At 31.7% G+C, this 20663-nt stretch carries 19 protein-coding genes; 11 read left to right on the plus strand and 8 right to left on the minus strand.

Features of this window, described 5'->3' with window-relative positions; genetic code table 11:
• Nucleotides 1-35 precede the first annotated feature (35 nt).
• Nucleotides 36-1175, minus strand: coding sequence for a 2-amino-4-hydroxy-6-hydroxymethyldihydropteridine diphosphokinase (gene folK, locus ACU4C5_RS03510; protein WP_446845665.1), 1140 nt, complete (start codon nt 1173-1175; stop codon nt 36-38).
• Nucleotides 1176-1443: 268 nt separating this feature from the next.
• On the opposite strand from folK, the gene ACU4C5_RS03515 reads away from it, so the two are divergent.
• The 3 genes from ACU4C5_RS03515 (at nt 1444) to rpsU (ending at nt 5330) form a co-directional block, all read left to right on the plus strand.
• The gene (locus ACU4C5_RS03515) at nt 1444-4110 is read left to right on the plus strand and encodes an AsmA family protein (protein ID WP_446845666.1); all 2667 of its coding nucleotides are present in this window, start codon (nt 1444-1446) and stop codon (nt 4108-4110) included.
• Nucleotides 4111-4238: 128 nt separating this feature from the next.
• On the plus strand, nt 4239-5102 hold the full coding sequence (locus tag ACU4C5_RS03520; RefSeq protein WP_446845667.1) for a sigma-70 family RNA polymerase sigma factor: 864 nt from the start codon (nt 4239-4241) through the stop codon (nt 5100-5102).
• 33 nt (nt 5103-5135) lie between these two features.
• Nucleotides 5136-5330, plus strand: coding sequence for a 30S ribosomal protein S21 (gene rpsU, locus ACU4C5_RS03525; RefSeq protein ID WP_446845668.1), 195 nt, complete (start codon nt 5136-5138; stop codon nt 5328-5330).
• An 84-nt stretch (nt 5331-5414) separates the two neighbouring features.
• On the opposite strand, the gene ACU4C5_RS03530 is transcribed toward rpsU, so the two are convergent.
• Nucleotides 5415-6209, minus strand: a complete 795-nt coding sequence (locus ACU4C5_RS03530) for a DUF2797 domain-containing protein (protein ID WP_446845670.1) — start codon at nt 6207-6209, stop codon at nt 5415-5417.
• 45 nt (nt 6210-6254) lie between these two features.
• On the opposite strand from ACU4C5_RS03530, the gene ACU4C5_RS03535 reads away from it, so the two are divergent.
• Nucleotides 6255-7769, plus strand: coding sequence for a GH3 auxin-responsive promoter family protein (locus ACU4C5_RS03535; protein WP_446845671.1), 1515 nt, complete (start codon nt 6255-6257; stop codon nt 7767-7769).
• A gap of 80 nt (nt 7770-7849) precedes the next feature.
• On the opposite strand, the gene clpX is transcribed toward ACU4C5_RS03535, so the two are convergent.
• The 6 genes from clpX to ACU4C5_RS03565 form a co-directional block, all read right to left on the minus strand.
• Nucleotides 7850-9082, minus strand: a complete 1233-nt coding sequence (gene clpX / locus ACU4C5_RS03540; protein WP_446845672.1) for an ATP-dependent Clp protease ATP-binding subunit ClpX — start codon at nt 9080-9082, stop codon at nt 7850-7852.
• Between the two features lie 23 nt (nt 9083-9105).
• Nucleotides 9106-9783: an ATP-dependent Clp endopeptidase proteolytic subunit ClpP gene (gene clpP, locus ACU4C5_RS03545; RefSeq protein WP_446845673.1), complete on the minus strand. Its 678-nt coding sequence runs from the start codon at nt 9781-9783 to the stop codon at nt 9106-9108.
• An 85-nt stretch (nt 9784-9868) separates the two neighbouring features.
• Entirely contained in the window at nt 9869-11191 is a 1323-nt protein-coding gene (gene tig, locus ACU4C5_RS03550) for a trigger factor (protein WP_446845674.1), read from the minus strand.
• An 81-nt stretch (nt 11192-11272) separates the two neighbouring features.
• Nucleotides 11273-11626 (minus strand): phage holin family protein, encoded by a 354-nt coding sequence (locus ACU4C5_RS03555; RefSeq protein ID WP_446845675.1) that lies wholly within the window; start codon nt 11624-11626, stop codon nt 11273-11275.
• A 29-nt stretch (nt 11627-11655) separates the two neighbouring features.
• Nucleotides 11656-12420 (minus strand): alpha/beta fold hydrolase, encoded by a 765-nt coding sequence (locus ACU4C5_RS03560; protein WP_446845676.1) that lies wholly within the window; start codon nt 12418-12420, stop codon nt 11656-11658.
• Between the two features lies 1 nt (nt 12421).
• Nucleotides 12422-13135: a pyridoxine 5'-phosphate synthase gene (locus ACU4C5_RS03565; protein ID WP_446845677.1), complete on the minus strand. Its 714-nt coding sequence runs from the start codon at nt 13133-13135 to the stop codon at nt 12422-12424.
• Nucleotides 13136-13224: 89 nt separating this feature from the next.
• On the opposite strand from ACU4C5_RS03565, the gene ACU4C5_RS03570 reads away from it, so the two are divergent.
• From ACU4C5_RS03570 to ACU4C5_RS03600, 7 genes are all read left to right on the plus strand, one after another.
• Nucleotides 13225-13881, plus strand: coding sequence for a CBS domain-containing protein (locus ACU4C5_RS03570; protein WP_446845678.1), 657 nt, complete (start codon nt 13225-13227; stop codon nt 13879-13881).
• Nucleotides 13881-14759, plus strand: coding sequence for an NAD kinase (locus tag ACU4C5_RS03575; protein WP_446845680.1), 879 nt, complete (start codon nt 13881-13883; stop codon nt 14757-14759). The genes ACU4C5_RS03570 and ACU4C5_RS03575 overlap by 1 nt, the downstream gene beginning before the upstream one ends.
• 99 nt (nt 14760-14858) lie before the next feature.
• Nucleotides 14859-15548, plus strand: a complete 690-nt coding sequence (porG, locus tag ACU4C5_RS03580; RefSeq protein ID WP_446845682.1) for a type IX secretion system protein PorG — start codon at nt 14859-14861, stop codon at nt 15546-15548.
• A gap of 6 nt (nt 15549-15554) precedes the next feature.
• Nucleotides 15555-16289: an undecaprenyl pyrophosphate synthase gene (gene uppS, locus ACU4C5_RS03585; RefSeq protein ID WP_446845683.1), complete on the plus strand. Its 735-nt coding sequence runs from the start codon at nt 15555-15557 to the stop codon at nt 16287-16289.
• Nucleotides 16261-18837, plus strand: a complete 2577-nt coding sequence (gene bamA / locus ACU4C5_RS03590) for an outer membrane protein assembly factor BamA (RefSeq protein ID WP_446846419.1) — start codon at nt 16261-16263, stop codon at nt 18835-18837. The genes uppS and bamA overlap by 29 nt, the downstream gene beginning before the upstream one ends.
• Nucleotides 18838-19012: 175 nt before the next feature.
• Entirely contained in the window at nt 19013-20050 is a 1038-nt protein-coding gene (locus ACU4C5_RS03595) for an OmpH/Skp family outer membrane protein (RefSeq protein ID WP_446845684.1), read from the plus strand.
• Nucleotides 20051-20099: 49 nt separating this feature from the next.
• Nucleotides 20100-20609, plus strand: a complete 510-nt coding sequence (locus ACU4C5_RS03600) for an OmpH/Skp family outer membrane protein (protein ID WP_446845686.1) — start codon at nt 20100-20102, stop codon at nt 20607-20609.
• Nucleotides 20610-20663 lie beyond the last annotated feature (54 nt).

Below are 20663 nucleotides of genomic sequence, written 5' to 3' on the forward strand. Positions count from 1 at the left end.
TAGACCTGACAAAAGATTAAATACCTGTAAAAACTTTAATCTGTTGTTTCATCACAAATTTGCTCTAAAACCCAAAGATAATCAGCTCTATTGTTTACAAAATCTTTATTAGAGATATCAATGATTTTCACATTTAACTCGGTTTGATTTTTTAAAAACTCAAGATATCCAGCGTTTATTTTTTCGAGATAATCGTCTTCTATATTTTGCTCATAATCTCTACCGCGTTTTTTAATATTTTGCTGTAAACGTTCTGTGTTTTGATACAAATACACATAAAGTTGCGGTTTTGCGATGTCTTTATACATTAAATAGAATAATCTTCTGTACAGGATAAATTCATCTTCGGGAAGAGTGATTTTTGAGAAAATCAACGATTTATAAATATCATAATCGCTCACCATAAAATCTTTAAACAAATCTAACTGCGATAAATCATCACTAATTTGTTGGTAACGATCAGCAAGAAAAGACATTTCTAAAGTAAAAGCATAACGTTGTGGTTCTTCGTAAAATTTTGGAAGAAACGCATTATCTGCAAAACGCTCTAAAATAAGTTTCGCATTAAAATCGTTTGAAATCATGGTTGCCAAACTTGTTTTTCCGGCGCCAATATTTCCTTCTAAAGCGATATAATTGTAATTAGTAAACTGATATTTTTTCAACGGATTTTTCAACCACATTTTTATAACTTCCAGCGCACTATTATCATCACAATCGGCAAGCATTTCACTTACGGTTACATTAAATTTTGGATGTTTAAATTTAGGTGCAATATCATGTAATGGCTGCAATACAAACTTACGCTTATGAAGCTCAGGATGTGGCGCTTGTAATATCGTGGTATTGATGATTTCTTCATTATAAAACAACACATCAATATCAATAACTCGTGCTTCGTAAACACCACTATTACTACGTTGTCTTCCTAAAAAGGTTTCGGTATCTAATAAGGATTGCATTAAAACCTCACCATCCAATTCTGTTTCAATGGCAATACAAGCGTTTAAAAAATCGTCGCCTTCAAAACCTACAGCTGGCGTATTATACACCATCGAGATATCGGTAACATTACCAACATGTTTAAAAATGAGATCAACAGCGTCTTGCAAGTTTTTTAACCTGTCGCCTTTATTACTACCTAATGAAATGTAAACTTTGTGAGATTGTTGCATAATGAACGTCAAAAATAAAGAAAACAAAATCACTTTTACTTAATAAGGAGTAGGTTTGTTATAATTATTTTTTGAAACATCTATCTCTTAATATTGATTAAAAATATTTCAAACTTAAACAAAATGTTAAAATTTCCTTAACACTATAACTTTTACATTATAACTGCGTCTTACTAAAAGCGGTTAATTTGTAAAGTTATCTTAAACTTTTGCAATCGGCAGACCAACACCATATTTTATACGTATATATAGATACAAAAACCATCTTATGAAAAAAGCTTTAAAAATAGCAGGTATTACATTACTCATCATTTTCTTATTATTATTGGCAATTCCGTATGCGTTTCAGTCACAAATAAAAACCATGGTAAAAGACACCATAAACGATAACCTAAATGCTAAAGTAGAATTTAGCGACGTGAGTTTAAGTTTAATAAAAAGTTTTCCAAAAGCACATGTAGAAGTTAATGATTTACTAATTACTAATTTTGCCCCTTTTAAGGATGAAACCTTTGCTAGCGTAAAAGATATTGCATTTACAATGTCGGTTATGGAGTTATTTAAAACTTCAGGTGAAGCACCAATTATAATAAATTCTATTTCGGTAGACGAAGCATTAATTACACTTAAAACAAACGCTTTAGGAGCTGTTAATTATGATATCACTAAAGAAAGTGATACTAAAACTACACCAACTAAAAGCACAGTAACAGAAAGTAGTAGTTTTGCTTTTGATATTGAAAATTACAGTATTAGCAATAGCGCACTTACTTATATTGATGAAAGTTCTAAAATAAACATGCATCTTACCGAAATTAATCATACAGGAAAAGGGATTTTTTCTGCCGATGCTTCGGAATTAGACACCAACACAACACTTAACATCAGCGCAAATAGTGACGGTACCAATTATTTAAACAATCACCATATTGAGTTAGATGCAATAATTGGTATGGATTTAAATGCTCAAAAATATACATTTAAAGATAACAAAGCACTTATTAACAAACTCCCTTTGAAGTTTAAAGGGTTTGTGCAATTATTGGAAAACGGGCAAGATATTGACATTACATTTGAGAATCCTGGTTCTACCTTTAAAGATTTCTTAGCAATTATACCTGAGAGTTATTCAAAAGATATTGCAGATGTAAAAACAACTGGCGGTTTTAAATTTTCGGGGATTGTAAAAGGATTGTATTCTGAAACTACAATTCCTACTTTAGATATTAATATTGTATCTGAAAACGCATCTTTTAAATATCCTGATCTTCCAAAAGCGGTAGAAAACATAAATATTAATACCACTATAAAAAATACTACAGGAAATATTGACGACACTTATGTTGCCATAAACACTTTAGATTTTAAAATTGATGAAGATATATTTAAATCTTCGGCAACAATAAAAAACATGACTAAAAACATGTTGGTAAACGCGAGTATTGATGGAATTTTAAATTTAGCAAACATCACTAAAGCGTATCCGGTAGAATTAGATGACGAATTAACAGGAATATTAAAAGCAAAACTTAATACATCATTTGATATGAATGCGATTGAGACTAATGCTTTTCAACGCATAAAAAATAATGGAACTGTAAGTTTGAGTGGTTTTAAATTTTCTTCGGAAGATATGCTTAACCCTTTACAAATTTCAAAAGCCGATATGTCTTTTAAACCTGGAACCATTTCACTCAATAATTTTACGGCTCAAACAGGACAAAGTGATATTGAAGCTAACGGAACTATCAAAAACCTATTAGGTTTTCTATTAAATGACGCCACGTTACAAGGGAATTTCAACCTTAATTCTAATAATTTTGTAATCAATGATTTTATGGTTAGTGATACTAATGAAGCGCCAGCGGAAACTTCAACAGAAAACAAATCAACAACTACAACACCAGCATTAAAAATTCCTGCATTTTTAGATTGCACCATAAATGCGAATGCAAAAAATGTAGTTTATGACAATCTTAATTTAAAAAACGTAAAAGGAAGTTTATTAATTAAAGACCAAAAAGCAACCTTAAGTAATATGACTACAAACATATTTGACGGAATTTTATCACTTAACGGAACCGTATCTACACAAACCGATACGCCAACGTTTAATATGAATCTTGGAATTAACAGTTTTGATATTGCACAATCATTTAAAGATTTGGAATTATTACAAACTTTAGCTCCAGTAGCCAAAGCTTTACAAGGAAAATTAAATAGTACATTAACTTTATCTGGTGCTTTAGACAGCGAATTTTCTCCTGTATTAAACACCATGTCTGGTGATGCTTTTGCAGAATTACTAACTACAGAAATGAATCCTCAAGAAGGACAATTATTAAGCAAATTAGATGGCGCTTTAGATTTTATAGATTTCACAAAGCTTAATTTAAAAGATCTAAAAGCAAATTTAACTTTTAAGGACGGAAAAGTAACAGTAAAACCATTTCATGTAAAATATGAAGATATAGATATTGAAGTTTCTGGAAGCCATAGTTTTGATCAAGCCTTATCTTATAATGCTGTTTTTAATGTACCAGCAAAATATTTAGGAAGTGATGTAAACAAACTTATTGCTGAAATTGATGATAGCGACGTTAAAAATCTTACGGTTCCAGTAACAGCAAATATTACCGGAAACTATACCAACCCAAAAGTATCAACAGATTTAACGAGTGGCGTTACCAATTTAACAAAGCAATTGGTTGAGATTGAAAAACAAAAACTTATTAATAAAGGAACCGATCAGGTTAAAGATTTATTAAGCGGACTCTTAGGCGACTCAAAAAACACAACCTCTGCAACAGATAGTACAACAACTTCTGCAACAGAAAAAGAAACCACTACAACTAAAGAAGAAACTAAAGATGTTGTAAAAAATATTTTAGGCGGACTTTTAAGCAAAAACAAGGAAAAAGACACTGTTAACTAACAGTTGTATTATATTAATAATAAGGAGAAAACATAGCATTTTAAAAAATAAAGTCTATTTTGTTTGTTTTTTCAAATTTAAATTCTATATTGATAGCTAGGATTAACCTAATTTCATAAAACAACCCTATGAGGCAATTAAAAATAACCAAGCAAGTTACTAACCGTGAATCAAAATCGTTAGACAAGTATTTACAAGACATTAGTAAGCTTCCTTTAATTACGGCTGAAGAAGAAGTTGAATTAGCACAACGTATACGAGAAGGAGACCAGGTTGCTTTAGATAAACTTACAACAGCCAACTTACGTTTTGTAGTTTCGGTTGCTAAGCAATATCAAAATCAAGGGTTAACATTACCCGATTTAATTAACGAAGGTAACGCTGGTTTAGTAAAAGCAGCCAAGAGATTTGATGAAACTAGAGGTTTCAAATTCATTTCTTATGCAGTTTGGTGGATTCGTCAAGCAATTTTACAAGCTTTAGCTGAACAATCTCGAATAGTTAGATTACCTTTGAACAAAATTGGTTCGATTAACAAAATCAATAAAGCGTATTCTTTTCTTGAACAAACCCACGAACGCCCTCCAAGCGCCGAGGAAATAGCTCAAGAATTAGATCTAACGGTGAGTGATGTAAAGCAGTCTATGAAGAACTCAGGACGACATCTTTCAATGGACGCTCCACTAAAAGAAGGTGAAACATCTAGTTTATATGATGTAGTGTCTTCTAGTGAGTCTCCAAATCCAGATAGACAACTAATGAAAGAATCGTTAAGTTTAGAAATTGAACGTGCATTAAGTACACTTTCGGCTAAAGAAAGTGACGTAATCCGTTTAAATTTTGGATTAAGTGATCAACCGCCAATGACATTAGATGAAATTGGTAAAACTTTTGATCTTACAAGGGAACGCGTAAGACAAATTCGCGAAAAGGGGATTAGAGGTTTACGCTCTGCTTCGAAAAGCAAAATATTAAAAACGTATTTAGGATAGACCTAAAACGCTATAAATTGTTAAAAACTAGACATGATTAAAATTGTAATTAAAGAAGGTGAAAACATTGAACGCGCTCTTAAACGTTACAAGCGTAAGCACAGAAACGTAAAAGTTATGCAAAACTTAAGAGAGAACCAATTTTTCACTAAACCTTCAGTAAAGAAAAGAAGACAAGTTCAAAAAGCTTCTTACATTCAAGGATTAAGAGATCAAGAAGATATTTAGTATCATCTTCTTTTATGATATAAAAAAGCCCTTCTTTAGTAATTTAGAAAGGCTTTTTTATATACTCGTTTTTTAAGGTTTTTATTATTCAATTGTTAGATTGACAACTAAACCTTCATTACTTCTAATATTAAAAACAGTTTGATCTTCAAAAATCAAATATTGTCCTTTAATTCCTTTTAAAACCCCTGTATAGCTTTGCGATTTTAGCAAATTAAGACTTTTAGGTTTTTCAGGATATTGCAATACAGGAAACTCAATAGCTGTTTCTTCATTATTATCTATAAAATAAGGTTGCGCTTCTGCAGGAATATATTGCTTTAAACGCGATCTCCATTCTACTAAGCTTTCATCTTTTATCTCATTTTTCAACATTGTACGCCAATTTGTTTTATCGGCTACATAATCTTTTAATGCTATTTCGGTAATACCGGCAAGGTAACGATTAGGTACCTCAACAATTTCTAAAGCTTCATGAGCGCCTTGATCTATCCAACGTGTTGGCACTTGTGTTTTGCGAGTAACCCCAACTTTTACATTACTAGAATTTGCTAAATATACAATATGTGGTTGTAGTTGCACACGTTTTTCATAATCTAGATCTCGTTCTTCAATATCTAAATGTGCTTTACTTAATTCTGGTTTAATAATCCAATCTGCAGCTTGAGGCACATCAAAAAAACAAGATTTACAAAATCCTTGTCTATAAATTGGCTTATCTAACTTACAGTTTAAACATTCAAACTTTACAAAACTCAAAGTAATGGTTTTGTTTATTAATTGATTCATGTTCAAAAAATCAGACTCAAAAATCAAATAATATTGAATAGGTTGTGCAAACTCAGTTGCCATTTTTGTTAAAACTCCTTGGTAGGTCATAAAAAAAAGTAGTATTTTTAATTACTTTTTAAAGATACTGCAAATATGCCAATTCCTTTAGTAAATTCAATAGCTTCATGGTTTTTAAAAAAACGTTTTCATCAAATTGATTTGTTTTTAAAATACCCCAATGAAGTTCAAAATGAATTATTATTAGATTTAATTACCATAGCTAAAGATACTGAGATAGGTAAACAATATGATTTTAAATCTATTAGTAATTATCGCGAATTTGCTAATCGAATTCCGATATCCTCATACGAAGATTACCAAAATGTAATTGAGCGTTCTCGCAATGGTGAACATAATATTTTTTGGCCTACACCTATAAAATGGTTTGCAAAATCTAGCGGAACCACTGGAGCTAAAAGTAAATTTATACCAGTAAGTAATACCTCTTTAGAAGATTGCCATTATGCGGCTAGTAAAGATTTACTATGTATGTATTTAAACAATAACGAAAACTCTCAACTTTTTACGGGTAAGAGTTTACGCCTTGGAGGCAGTAAAGAACTTTATAAAGAAAAAGGAACTGCTTTTGGAGATTTATCGGCTATTTTGATTGATAACATGCCTTTTTGGGCCGAATATAGTAGCACACCAAGCAGTAAAGTCTCATTAATGAGCGATTGGGAACATAAAATGCAAGCGATTGTAAATGAAACTATAAATGAAAATGTAACCAGTTTAGCTGGCGTACCGTCTTGGATGCTCGTGTTACTCAATAATGTTTTAGAGACCACCAACAAGCAAAGTATTTTTGAAATATGGCCGAATCTAGAAGTCTATTTTCATGGTGGTGTTAGTTTTGTGCCTTATGCAGATCAATATAAAATGATCTTACCAAAAACCGATTTCAGGTATTATGAAATTTATAATGCTTCGGAAGGATTTTTTGCAATTCAAGATCAAAATAACTCTAGCGAACTTTTACTCATGCTAGATTACGGTATTTTTTATGAGTTTATCCCTATGGATACCTACGGAACACCGCTACAAAAAGTGATTCCACTAAGCGAAGTAGAACTTCATAAAAATTATGCTGTAATTATTACTACTAATGCTGGTTTATGGCGTTATAAAATTGGAGATACCGTAAGATTCACTTCTATAAATCCGTATCGTATAAAGGTTTCAGGAAGAACTAAGCATCATATTAATGTATTTGGGGAAGAATTGATTATTGAAAATGCAGAAGATGCACTTAAGAACGTATGCCGAAAAACAGATGCTGAAATTATAGATTATACGGCTGCTCCTATTTTTATGGAAGGCCGAGAAAAAGGCGCTCACGAGTGGGTAATAGAATTTAAAAAAGCCCCTAAAGACCTCAACTACTTTAGTGAATTATTGGATAATGCTTTAAAAGCTTCAAATTCAGATTATGAAGCAAAACGCTATAATAGTATTACATTGAATATGCCAAAAGTACATGCTGCAAGACCAAACTTATTTTATGATTGGTTGAAACAACATAATAAATTAGGTGGCCAACATAAAGTCCCAAGACTTTCTAATAATAGAGAATATATGGATGAGTTATTAAAATTGAATTATTAAATAAATTAACTCATCGTCTTAAAATAAAAAACCACTCTTAATAAAGAGTGGTTTTTTTATATGTATAAATACTTAAAAAATTAAGACACTGCTTTTAACTTTTTTAATGTGTTTTTAGACAGTTTTTCTTCAGCATAATCAAGAGTTACCTCAAGCGTTTTTTCTGTTCCGCTAGGTAACTCAAACATTGCATCTGTAAGGATTTCTTCACAAAGTGAACGCAAACCTCTTGCTCCTAATTTATAATCTATAGCTTTACCAACAATAAAATCTAATGCATCATCTGTAATTGAAAAATCAATATCATCCATTTCAAACAACTTTTGATACTGTTTGATAATTGCATTTTTAGGTTCAGTTAAAATTGAACGTAATGTTTTGGCATCTAAAGGATCCATATATGTTAATACTGGAAGACGACCTATAATTTCTGGAATTAATCCAAAATCTTTTAAGTCTCTTGGGATGATATATTGTAACATATTATCTACATCTACAACATCTTCATCTCCTGAAGCTTTGTACCCTATAGCTGTCATATTAAGTCGCTTAGAGATAACACGTTCAATACCATCAAAAGCTCCACCTGCAATAAATAAGATATGCTCTGTATTTACTTCAATAAACTTTTGATCTGGATGTTTACGTCCTCCTTTTGGCGGTACATTAACTACAGTTCCTTCTAAAAGTTTTAATAAGGCTTGTTGTACACCTTCACCAGAAACATCTCTTGTAATTGATGGATTATCACCCTTACGAGCAATTTTATCAATCTCATCAATAAAAACGATTCCTTTTTCTGCTTTTTCTAAGTCGTAATCTGCAGCTTGTAATAAACGTGTTAAAATAGTTTCAACATCTTCACCTACATATCCTGCTTGTGTTAATACAGTAGCATCTACAATAGCTAAAGGTACGTTTAGCATTTTTGCTATTGTTTTGGCCACTAAAGTTTTTCCTGTTCCGGTTTGTCCAACCATTACAATATTACTTTTTTGGATTTCAATATCATCATCACTTACAGGTTGTAATAAACGTTTGTAGTGATTATATACTGCAACAGACATCACTTTTTTAGTATAGTCTTGACCAATAATATATTCGTCTAAAAACCCTTTAATTTCCTGTGGTTTTTTCAACATTACATCTGAAGATAAACCTGAGTCGTCACCTTGCTTAGCTTCTTCTATGACGATGCCATGAGCTTGCTCTATACAACGATCACAAATGTGTGCATCTAAACCTGCAATTAATAAACTTGTTTCTGGCTTCTTTCTACCACAAAATGAACATTCTAATTCTTCCTTTGCCATAACTTTTTTTCTCTCTTATTCTTTTATTTAGCGCGAGCTAACACTTCATCAATCATACCGTACTCTAAAGCTTTATCTGCTTTCATCCAGTAATCTCTATCACTATCAGCATATACTTTGTCGTAATCTTGACCTGAATGCGTGCTAATAATATTATAAAGTTCTTCTTTAAGTGTTAAAATTTCTCTAGCTGTAATTTCAATATCACTAGCCTGTCCTTGTGCACCTCCTAATGGTTGGTGAATCATAACACGAGAATGTGTTAATCCACTACGTTTTCCTTTTTCACCTGCACATAATAAAACGGCTCCCATTGAAGCTGCCATACCTGTACAAATTGTTGCTACGTCTGGTTTAATTAATTGCATAGTATCGTAGATTCCTAAACCTGCATAAACACTTCCTCCTGGAGAGTTAATATATATTTGAATATCTTTATTAGCGTCTGTGCTTTCTAAAAATAATAATTGTGCTTGTATAATATTAGCCACCTGATCGTTAATTGCTGTTCCCATAAATATAATACGGTCCATCATTAAACGAGAAAACACATCAAAAATAGCGATATTCATTTGGCGCTCTTCAATAATGTTTGGTGTTAAGTTTGTAGGATACATGCTACTTACAATCTTATTGTAGTATGTGCTACTTATACCTTGATCTTTTATAGCGAATTTTTCAAATTCTTTTGCGTAATCCATATATTTTATAAACTATTTGATGATTAAAAAAAGCGTAAAACCATACAGTTTTACGCTTTAAAGGTAATGATTTATTCTGTAATGTTTAACTGTAAAATTCTTTTACGAATTGGTCGTAAGTAATTTCTTTTACTTTCAAGTTAGCTTCTGTTTTATAAAGTTCTAATAACTTAGTACTCATCAACTGTTCAGATAAACGCTTCACCTCATCTTTGTTTGATAAGATACGTGCAGCGATATCATCTAATTCTTTTTCTGCAGGATCTAATTGACCAAATTGTGCCATTTGCACTTTAATCATTTCTTTTGCATTAGCTTTTAAATCATCAAAAGTTACTTGAAGACTGTGAGCTGCAATTAATTTTCCTTCAATTAATTGGTAACGCATACTTTTTTCAGACTTTTCGTATTCTTCTTTTGCTTGATCTGCATCCATTGGTTGTTCACCTGCTGTTTGCATCCATTTTTGTAAGAATACTGAAGGTAAATCAAAAGCTGTGTTTTCAACTAAATATTCAGTAACGTCGTTTAATAATTTTTGATCTCCTTGTTGTGCGAATTGCTTTTCAGAATCTTCTTTGATTTTTTCTTTTAATTCTTCAACAGATGTTACTGCATCTTTTCCGAATAATTTATCAAATAATTCTTGATCTAAGTTAGCAACTTCTCTTGTATTGATTTCTGTTACAGTAAAAGTTACTTCAACTTCTAATCCGTGAGCATCATCATGAGATACTTTTAAGAACGTCATTAAATCATGATCGTCATTAAATAATCCTTTTGTTTTTAATGTAATAACATCACCAACCTTAGCGCCAACAAATTTCTTAGCGTTAGTTTTTCCTTTAATTTTATCTAAAGTAAGGGTTACTGTATTATCAATTGCTTTTTCTTCGTTAGCAAAAACACCAGTAATTTCGTCATCTTGAGACATTGCGTCTTGAGGAACTAATGTACCGTATTGTTTTCTTAAATGCTCAACTTGGTCGTTTAACATTTTATCGTCTGCAACGATATTATATTGAGTAATTGCTTCTTTAGATTTTAAGTTTACTTCAAATTCTGGAGATAAACCTAATTCAAATTCAAAAGAAAAATCTTCAGCATCCCAATTTAAATCGTCTTGTGGTTTTGGTAATGGATTACCTAAAACGTTTAATTTTTCTTCAGCTAAATATGTATTTAAAGATTCTTGTAAAATTTTGTTTACTTCATCAACTAATACAGCTTTACCATATTGCTTCTTCACCATTGACATTGGCACATGTCCTTTTCTAAATCCAGGGATATTAGCAGTCTTACGGTAGTCTGTAAGTATTTTCTCTACGTTACCGTTGTAGTCATCTTTTGCGATATCTACTTTTACAACAGCATTTAATGCATCAATGTTTTCTCTTGTAATATTCATTCTTGAATTATATAAAAATTGGGTCGCAAAAGTACATATTTTTTACAACCCAACAAAGTTTTTAACGTCTTGTGGTTTGGTCTACTTTTTATCTTCTTTTAAAACAGAATATAGTATAGACTGTAAAAATGATAAAAGTATACTAAACAATATAGCTGTCCAGATGCTACTTACACCAAAACCATCTATTATATTTCCTGCTAACATTACCATTAAGGCATTTATTATTAACAAAAATAAACCTAGTGTCACTACCGTTATTGGTAAGGTTAAAATGACTAGAATTGGTTTTACCAAAAGATTTAAAACCCCTAAAACTGCAGCTACAATAAGTGCGGTTGTGAATTGGTTTCCTGTAAGTTCAATACCTGGTAAAAAATAAGCTAAAATAATAACAGCAACGGCTGTTAAAAGTAATTTAAGTAATAAATTCATAACGTTTAGTTTTTATAAAGTTACGTGTTTTAAGATACAAATTGCATCACTTCATTAAAAAAGTCTGTTGGATTTTCGGCATGTAACCAATGACCAGCGTTTGCAATAGTTACAATTTTTGCGATTGGAAAATGTTGTTTAATTAAGGTTTCGTCTTGCGCTGAAATATATTCAGAACGATCTCCTTTTAAAAACAAGGTGCTTTTTTCAAATTTGGCATGTATTGGAAGTGCTTCTCCTACTTCGGAAATATTTTCTTTTAAAACTTCAAGATTAATACGTAGAGCTAACTGCCCTTTTTCAATCCAGTATAAGTTTTTAAGTAAAAACTGACGAGTTCCAAAATCAGTTACATAGTTAGCAAGTACTTTATCTGCTGCGCCACGAGTTTTTAATTCTGAAAAATTTAAAGCACTCAATCCGTTTAATATCGCATCATGATGTACGGGATAAAAACGAGGTGAAATATCGGCAACTATCAACTTTGTTACTAAATCCGGAAATTTTGATGCAAACAACATAGCTGCCTTACCTCCCATTGAATGTCCTAAAACTACAGCTTCCTTTATATGGTGTGCCGTATAATATGCAGCTAAGTCTTCAGCTAAAACCTCATAATTAAATTCATCATCATGAAAACTATGTCCGTGATTACGCTGATCAATTAAATGCACCTGAAATCCGTTTTCACTAAATTTCTTTCCAAGTGTTTTCCAGTTATCGCTCATCCCTAAAAATCCATGAAGAATTATAAATGGCTGACCTTCACCTATTATATTTGAGTGTAAAATCATATTATTTTAATCTTTGTAAATACATTTGTATTACGTTTTCTGCGCCTAAGTATAAGCTTTCAGAAATTAAAGCATGTCCAATAGATACTTCTAATAATCCTGGGATATTATCTTTAAAGAATTTCATATTATCTAAAGATAAATCATGCCCCGCATTAATACCTAATCCTAATTCATTTGCTAAAACTGCACATTCTGTATATGGTAATATGGCTGCTTCATTACCTAAACCGTATTGGTGTGCGAATGCCTCGGTATATAATTCTATTCTATCTGCTCCGGTTGCTTTTGCGCCTTCAATTTGAGATAAAATAGGATCTACAAAAACAGAAGTTCTAATCCCGTTGTTTTTAAATTCTTTAATAACATCTATTAAAAAATCTTTATACTTTATAGTATCCCAACCTGCGTTTGATGTAATTGCATCATCAGCATCTGGCACTAAAGTAACCTGAGTTGGCTTCACCTCTAAAACAATATCAATAAATTTCTTAATTGGATTTCCTTCAATATTGTATTCTGTATTTACAACTGGTTTTAAATCGTAAACATCTTTATAAGTGATATGTCTTTCGTCTGGACGCGGATGAATAGTTATTCCTTCGGCTCCAAAACGTTGTGCATCTTGAGCAAATTTAACCACATTTGGCATATCGCCACCTCTAGAATTTCTTAGGGTTGCTATTTTGTTAATATTAACGCTTAACTTTGTCATAAACTTTAGTCTTTGTAAGCAAAAATACAAAGTAGTTAACGCTTTTTGTAGTTATTTTTAATTAATTTGCACAGACCTATTTATACATTATGCAATTACAACAATACATTATTAACGATATAAAACCGCTTAGTATTAACGATAAGATAAGCGATTTAAAACTGCTTTTTAATGAACTTACTTACTCTCATATTCCAATTGAAAATAATGGTGTGTATATAGGATGTATTTCTGAAACCGATGCACATTGTTTTGAAAGTGCTGTAGACATTAAAGATTGTAATCATGCTACTGAAGGTTTTTTTGTACGCAGTGATACTAATTGGTTGGACGTTTTGGAAGCTTTTGCCCAAAACTCCTGTAATATTATGCCTGTTTTAGATGCTAACAATACCTATGTTGGTTATTATGAACTTAATGATATAATTACGCTTTTTAATGAAACACCTTTTTTTGCCGAACCAGGCGGTGTATTAATTATTGAGAAAGGTTTACAAGATTATTCTTTTAGTGAAATTAGCCAGATTGTAGAATCTAACGATGCTAAATTTTTAGGTGCTTTTATTTCTAAAATTGAAAATGACCTTGTACAAATTACCATAAAAATTGGAAATTCAGGATTAAACGATGTTATTCAAACTTTTAGACGTTATAGTTATAATATAATAGCAGGACATGAAGATGACAACTATATCAAAAGTTTGAAAGACAGATCTGAATATTTACAAAAATACCTAGACATCTAATGAAAATAGCCATTTACGGTCAATATTACCACAACAACACACAATCTAGCTTTGATACATTGCTTAATTTTTTGGATAATTCTTCTTCTGACGTTTATATTGAACATGAGTTTTTGGATATTATTACCGAAAAAACAAACACAAATTATTCATCATGTAAAACATTTGATAATTTAGATGACAGCTTTGATTTACTAATAAGTATTGGAGGTGACGGAACTATTTTAAGATCCATAACCCATGTTAGAGAATTAGAAATTCCTATTGTAGGAATAAACACAGGTCGTTTAGGTTTTTTAGCAACCATACAAGTAGATGAAATAGAAGAAGCAATGGTTGAAATTTTAAAAGGAAACTATAAAATTTCGGAACGCACTCTATTAAGTGTCCAAACATCTCCTGAAAACCCAGAACTTATAGAAACCAATTTTGCACTTAATGAAATTGCAGTAAGTAGAAAAAATACCACATCTATGATTACTGTTGAAACACATTTAAACAATGAGTATTTAACGTCTTATTGGGCAGATGGATTAATTATAGCAACACCTACAGGATCAACCGGATATTCATTAAGTTGTGGAGGACCAGTTATTACACCAGATGCTAATAATTTTGTAATTAACCCTATTGCACCTCACAATCTAAATGCAAGACCATTTGTAATTCCAGATGATACCGAGATACAACTTAAAGTTAACGGTAGGGAGGATTTTCATTTAATTTCATTAGACTCAAGAATTGCGACATTACATAACGAAACATTAATAAAAATTAAGAAGGCAGATTTTAAAATAAAAATGGTTGAGCTACTCCATGAAAGCTTTATTGATACCTTACGTAAAAAATTACTTTGGGGAGAAGACCGACGCAATTAGGCAATAAAACCCCATAAAAACTGTTTATCTGTAAGACAATTGATTTCAAATTGTTATAGGCTAATCATATTTATTATATTTGCAAACTTTTAAAAAATTATGAGGTACATAATCCTACTCTTATTTAGTGTTATATTTTCACAACAAATGCAATCCCAAATCTATGAAGTGGGTGTATTTGCTGGTGGGAGCAATTTTATTGGAGACGTTGGAGCAACAACATATATTGCACCAAACAGTCTTGCCATTGGTGGCCTCTTTAAATGGAACCGCAGCCCAAGACATTCTTGGAGGCTTTCGGTCATCTATACAGACTTAGACGTAAAAGATAGTAAAGCTGACGATCCAAGACGAAATTCTAGAGATTATAGTTTTACTAAGGGCTTATTAGAAATTTCAGCAGGAATGGAATTTACCTTTTTTGATTTCGATTTACATCAATTAGGATTAAAAAGCACTCCATATTTATATACTGGACTTTCATTTGCAAAACATAACAATTTCTTTTTTGATAGTACAGGAAACATCACTCAAGAAGACACCTCTAGTTGGGCTTTTGGAATTCCAATGGCTTTAGGGTTTAAAACAAAAATAGCTGAACACCTTATATTAGGAGCAGAAATTGGAGCACGCTACACGTTTTCGGACGAGATAGATGGTAGTGTTCCTGATTTTGATAACGAAAGTTCATTAGCTTTTGGAAACACAAATAGTAACGATTGGTATGTATTTACAGGATTTACCTTAACTTACACCTTTGGTAGAAGACCTTGCTACTGCAATTATTAATAAATTATGAAAGACCAAATAAATCTAAATAAACTACCCAATCACGTTGCTATCATTATGGATGGTAATGGTCGTTGGGCAAAAAAACAAGGCTTATTACGAGCTATTGGTCATGAAAACGGAACAAAATCTGTAAGAGAAACTGTTGAAACTAGTGCCGAATTAGGAATAAAAAACCTAACACTTTATGCGTTTTCAACAGAAAATTGGAACAGACCAAAACTAGAAGTTCAAACACTTATGAAACTCCTAGTGAGATCTTTAAATAAAGAAATCAAAACACTTCAAGACAACAACATACAACTAAACGCTATTGGAAATCTTAATGATTTGCCAAAAAAAGTCTACAAAGAGCTACTTGAAGTTATAGACAAAACAAAAAACAACAGCCGCATGACACTTACTCTAGCCCTAAGCTATGGCGCAAGAGAAGAGCTTATTAGTGCTGTAAAACAAATAAGTGATAAAGTTAAAAATAATATAATTTCTGTCGAAAATATTGACGAATCAATTATTAATAAGCATCTTTACACGCATAATTTACCAGACGTCGATTTATTAATCAGAACAAGTGGTGAGCAAAGAATAAGCAATTTCCTATTATGGCAAATCGCTTATGCCGAATTATATTTTACAGATATCCTTTGGCCAGATTTTAAGAAAAATAACTTATATGAAGCTCTGATTGACTATCAGAATAGAGAACGACGATTTGGAAAAACAAGTGAACAACTTAGCTAACAAAATACATTTGAAAACTTACATCAAAACCTTATTATTTGCACTAACTTTTATTTGCTCAAGTGCAGTAATAGCGCAACAAAACTCACCAAGTACAGGAACCAAATACACTTTAGGTGGTATTACGGTATCTGGAAACACAAGTTTTAACTCACAAACTATCATTTCGTACTCAGGATTAAGAGAAGGAAAAGAGATTACCATTCCTGGAGAAACAATTAGTAATGCCATAAAAAAATTATGGGATGTAAACCTTTTTAGTAGCATTGATATCTTTTTAGTTAAAACAGAAGGAAATGTAGCCTATTTAGAAATTGAACTTGTTGATGTTCCTCAATTAAATGAGATCACAATTAACGGTGTTAAAGACTCTAAAAAAGAAGCTTTAATTAATGATAACAAATTAAAAAAGGGAGCTAAAGTTACAGAAAACCTTATCACTACAACACGTAATTACCTAACTTCAAAATATCAAAAAGACGGATATTACAATACTTCAGTAATTGTAAATACTACAGACGTTGTTGATTCTATTCAAAAGAACAGAGTAAACATGACTGTTGATATTGATAAAGGTGAAAAAGTAAAAATTAAAGAAATACGTTTTAATGGCAACGAAAAATTAGCAGACAAGTCGCTAAGAAAAGTCATGAAAAACACAAAACAGAAAAAATTTATACGCGTTTTAAAACGTTCTAAATACATAAAAAGTGACTACAAAGAAGATTTAGTATCACTTATTGATAAATACAAAGAAAACGGTTATAGAGATGCTCGTGTAGTTTCAGATTCTGTAATAGTTAATGACGATAAAACAATATCTTTAGCTATAAACCTTGAAGAAGGAGAACAATACAAATTTGGTAAAATCACATTTGTAGGAAATAGCGTATATACTGATGCACAATTAGCAAGTGTTCTTAAAATCAAAGAAGGTTCAACATATAACGGTGTTGAACTAAGAAAACGTATTGCAGATGATAGCAGACCAGATGCTATGGATTTAACAAACACCTATCAAAATAGTGGTTATTTATTTTCAACAATAAACCCTGTTGAAGTTAGTGCCGATGGAAATGTAATAGACATGGAGATCCGTATTTCTGAAGGAAAACCAGCATACTTTAATAGTGTAACAGTTACAGGAAACGACAAAACAAACGATCACGTAGTTTATAGAGAATTACGTACAAAACCAGGTCAACTTTACAGCAAACAAAACGTTGTAAGAACCATGAGAGAACTTGGTCAATTAGGATATTTTGATGCACAACAATTAGTGCCAAACATGAAAAACTTCAATACAGTAGACGGTACAGTAGATATCGAATACCAAGTAGTTGAAAGTGGATCTAGCCAAATTGAACTTCAAGGTGGATATGGTGGAACAGGTTTTATTGGAACATTAGGGTTATCATTTAATAACTTTTCAATAAAAGATATTTTCAAAAAAGATGCTTACAAACCAGTACCAACAGGAGACGGACAGAGTTTAGCGTTAAGACTACAAGCAAGTAGATTTTACCAAACATACAGTTTCTCTTTCTCTGAACCTTGGTTAGGTGGAAGACGTCCATTACAATTATCAACATCTATATCTCATACAAAACAATTTTTATATGATGCTTCAACAGGTGATGCTGATAAAGACAAACGTTTTAATATTACAGGTATTTCGGTAGGGTTATCAAAAAGACTAACTGCACCAGATGATTACTTCCACTTATCTCAAGCTGTAAGTTTTCAACATTATGATTTAAAAAACTATAACACAGGGTTATTTACATTTGGAGATGGTTACTCAAACAACTTAGCTTACACCATAGGATTAAGTAGAAATAATACAACATCAGATCCTATATTCCCAATGGGAGGATCTAAATTCTCTGTAACAGCTAAATTCTCATTACCATACTCTTTATTTAACGGTGTAGATTACGCAGCGTTAAAAGACGAAAGAGATGGTTTAGATGTAACAAGTGATTCTGATAGAATTAGTGAAATTGACCAAGAACGTTATGACTGGTTAGAGTTTTACAAAGTGAAATTTGCAGGAGAATGGTATACAAGAATCGTAGGAAAATTAGTGGTAAAATCTAGTTTAGAATTTGGTTTCTTAGGAGCTTACAATCAAGATAGAGGTGTCATTCCTTTTGAACGTTTCTTTGTTGGAGGTGATGGTTTAGCAAATTACTCTTTAGATGGTAGAGAAGTTGTACAATTAAGAGGATACCCTAACCAAGGATTATCAACTCAAGATGGTGGAACGATTTACAATAAATTCTCAATGGAGTTACGTTACCCAATTGTTTTAGAAGGATCAGCAAAAATTTATGCTTTAGGATTCTTAGAAGCAGGAGCATCTTACGATAACTTTATAGATTACAACCCATTTGATATTAAAAGAGCAGCAGGTCTTGGTATTAGAATATTTATGCCAGCATTTGGTTTATTAGGAATTGATTTAGGTCATGGATTTGATGCACTTCCTGGAGAAACTGTTAAGAATGGATGGGAAACTCACTTTATTATTGGACAACAATTTTAACTTTGGCACGATATTTTCTAATAACTCTTTGAAGGATTTAGCATGAGTGTTAAAATTTTTCAGAATTTATTTCGTTAATTTGAAGAATATTAATTCGAATGGCGGAAGAAATCAAAAAAACTGTCATTCTTTTAAAGTTTATAGAAGCTATCCATAAATCAAAAAAGCATAACAGATGAAACATAAAGTTCTTTTTTTATTGGCAATTATAAGTCTTACTAGTTTTGTTTCTACAGCTCAGCGAGGTGTAAGAATAGGCTATATAGATACTGAATACATTTTGCAAAATGTACCAGAATATCAAGAAGCAACTAAGCAATTAAATAAAAAAGTTCAAGATTGGAAAACTGAAATTGAACAACGCTTAAAAGTTATTGAAGAACAAAAAAAACAACTCAACAGCGAAAGTGTATTACTTACAAAAGAGTTGTACGAAGAACGTATGGAAGATATTGGTTTTGATGAAGCCGAAATATTAGCCTACCAACAAAAACGTTTTGGTCCTGATGGAGATTTAATGATTCAGAAGCGACAATTAGTTCAACCTGTACAAGATCAAATTTTTTCAGCAGTACAAGAAATTGCAGGAAATAAAAAGTATGATTTCATATTTGATAAATCTGCAGATGTTGTCATGTTATATTCCGCAGAACGCTTTGATATTAGCGAACTCGTAATAAGAAGTATTACAAGAGCATCAAAACGTACACAAGCACAAAACAGAAGCGAGCGTAAAGCTGCAGAAAGCGAAGCTGTTATTCCTGTTATTAACGATGAGTTAGAAGCAAGACAAAAAGCATTAGAAGAAAAGAAAGCCGCAAGAGAAAAAGCTGCTGAAGAACGTAAAGCGGCAGCACAAGCCAAAAGAGATTCTTTAAAATCGGCAGCACAAGCAAGACGAGAAGCATTATTAAATAAAAATGCAAAACCAACAACTGAAGATGCTACTGCTAAAGATGCAAAAACAGAAGATGCAAAAACAGAAGATGTAACAACGGCTAAAACACCAGCAGAAATTGCCGAAGAAAAAAGATTACAAAAATTAAAAGATAGAGAATCTCGTAAAAAAGCTCTCGAAGAAAAAAGAAAAAAAATACTAGCCGACAAAGAAAAAGCTAGAAAAGAGCGCGAAGAAGCTAGAAAATCTGCTGCTGAAGCAAGGAAAAAAGCACAAAGCAAAACAGAACCTGAAGCAGAAACAGAAGAAGAATAAAAAAGAAGAACTAAAATTAATTAATAACTTAACACATAACATTAAAGAAATGAAACATTTTAAAACCCTTTTATTTGCAGCTATATTAGTATTTGGAGCAACAAGTTTTTCAGTTGCACAAACAAAATTAGCACATATAAACACTACTGAATTAGTAGATGCAATGCCAGAAATGAAAACAGCTCAAGCTGAAATTCAAAAATTAAGCAAAACTTACGAGACTGAAATTAAAACAATGGCGACTGAGCTTCAAAATAAAATGAAGCAATACCAATCTGAAGTTGAAACAAAAACTGACGAAGAAAATGCAAAAAGAGCTCAAGAAGTTCAAACAATGGAACAAGGTATTCGTCAATACCAAGGTCAAGCTCAACAAGATTTAGCTAAAAAAGAACAAGACTTATACAAGCCTATCTTTGAAAAAGCTAAAACTGCAATCCAAAAAGTAGCAACTGCTCAAGGATTTCAATATGTATTAGATTCTACTCAAGGTTCAGGTGTACTTGTTGCTGATGGTAAAGATCTTTTAGCTGATGTAAAAAAAGAGTTAGGATTTTAATTCTAAACTTCAATAAATAATACTAAAAAAAGCCACTTACTATAAGTGGCTTTT

The sequence above is a fragment of the Lacinutrix undariae genome, from assembly GCF_052934785.1.

Bases quoted from the DNA above. Each gene is read 5' to 3' on its own strand.
- folK (WP_446845665.1), bottom strand. From the start codon at position 1,175: ATGCAACAATCTCACAAAGTTTACATTTCATTAGGTAGTAATAAAGGC.
- ACU4C5_RS03515 (WP_446845666.1), top strand. From the start codon at position 1,444: ATGAAAAAAGCTTTAAAAATAGCAGGTATTACATTACTCATCATTTTC.
- ACU4C5_RS03520 (WP_446845667.1), top strand. From the start codon at position 4,239: ATGAGGCAATTAAAAATAACCAAGCAAGTTACTAACCGTGAATCAAAA.
- rpsU (WP_446845668.1), top strand. From the start codon at position 5,136: ATGATTAAAATTGTAATTAAAGAAGGTGAAAACATTGAACGCGCTCTT.
- ACU4C5_RS03530 (WP_446845670.1), bottom strand. From the start codon at position 6,209: ATGACCTACCAAGGAGTTTTAACAAAAATGGCAACTGAGTTTGCACAA.
- ACU4C5_RS03535 (WP_446845671.1), top strand. From the start codon at position 6,255: ATGCCAATTCCTTTAGTAAATTCAATAGCTTCATGGTTTTTAAAAAAA.
- clpX (WP_446845672.1), bottom strand. From the start codon at position 9,082: ATGGCAAAGGAAGAATTAGAATGTTCATTTTGTGGTAGAAAGAAGCCA.
- clpP (WP_446845673.1), bottom strand. From the start codon at position 9,783: ATGGATTACGCAAAAGAATTTGAAAAATTCGCTATAAAAGATCAAGGT.
- tig (WP_446845674.1), bottom strand. From the start codon at position 11,191: ATGAATATTACAAGAGAAAACATTGATGCATTAAATGCTGTTGTAAAA.
- ACU4C5_RS03555 (WP_446845675.1), bottom strand. From the start codon at position 11,626: ATGAATTTATTACTTAAATTACTTTTAACAGCCGTTGCTGTTATTATT.
- ACU4C5_RS03560 (WP_446845676.1), bottom strand. From the start codon at position 12,420: ATGATTTTACACTCAAATATAATAGGTGAAGGTCAGCCATTTATAATT.
- ACU4C5_RS03565 (WP_446845677.1), bottom strand. From the start codon at position 13,135: ATGACAAAGTTAAGCGTTAATATTAACAAAATAGCAACCCTAAGAAAT.
- ACU4C5_RS03570 (WP_446845678.1), top strand. From the start codon at position 13,225: ATGCAATTACAACAATACATTATTAACGATATAAAACCGCTTAGTATT.
- ACU4C5_RS03575 (WP_446845680.1), top strand. From the start codon at position 13,881: ATGAAAATAGCCATTTACGGTCAATATTACCACAACAACACACAATCT.
- porG (WP_446845682.1), top strand. From the start codon at position 14,859: ATGAGGTACATAATCCTACTCTTATTTAGTGTTATATTTTCACAACAA.
- uppS (WP_446845683.1), top strand. From the start codon at position 15,555: ATGAAAGACCAAATAAATCTAAATAAACTACCCAATCACGTTGCTATC.
- ACU4C5_RS03595 (WP_446845684.1), top strand. From the start codon at position 19,013: ATGAAACATAAAGTTCTTTTTTTATTGGCAATTATAAGTCTTACTAGT.
- ACU4C5_RS03600 (WP_446845686.1), top strand. From the start codon at position 20,100: ATGAAACATTTTAAAACCCTTTTATTTGCAGCTATATTAGTATTTGGA.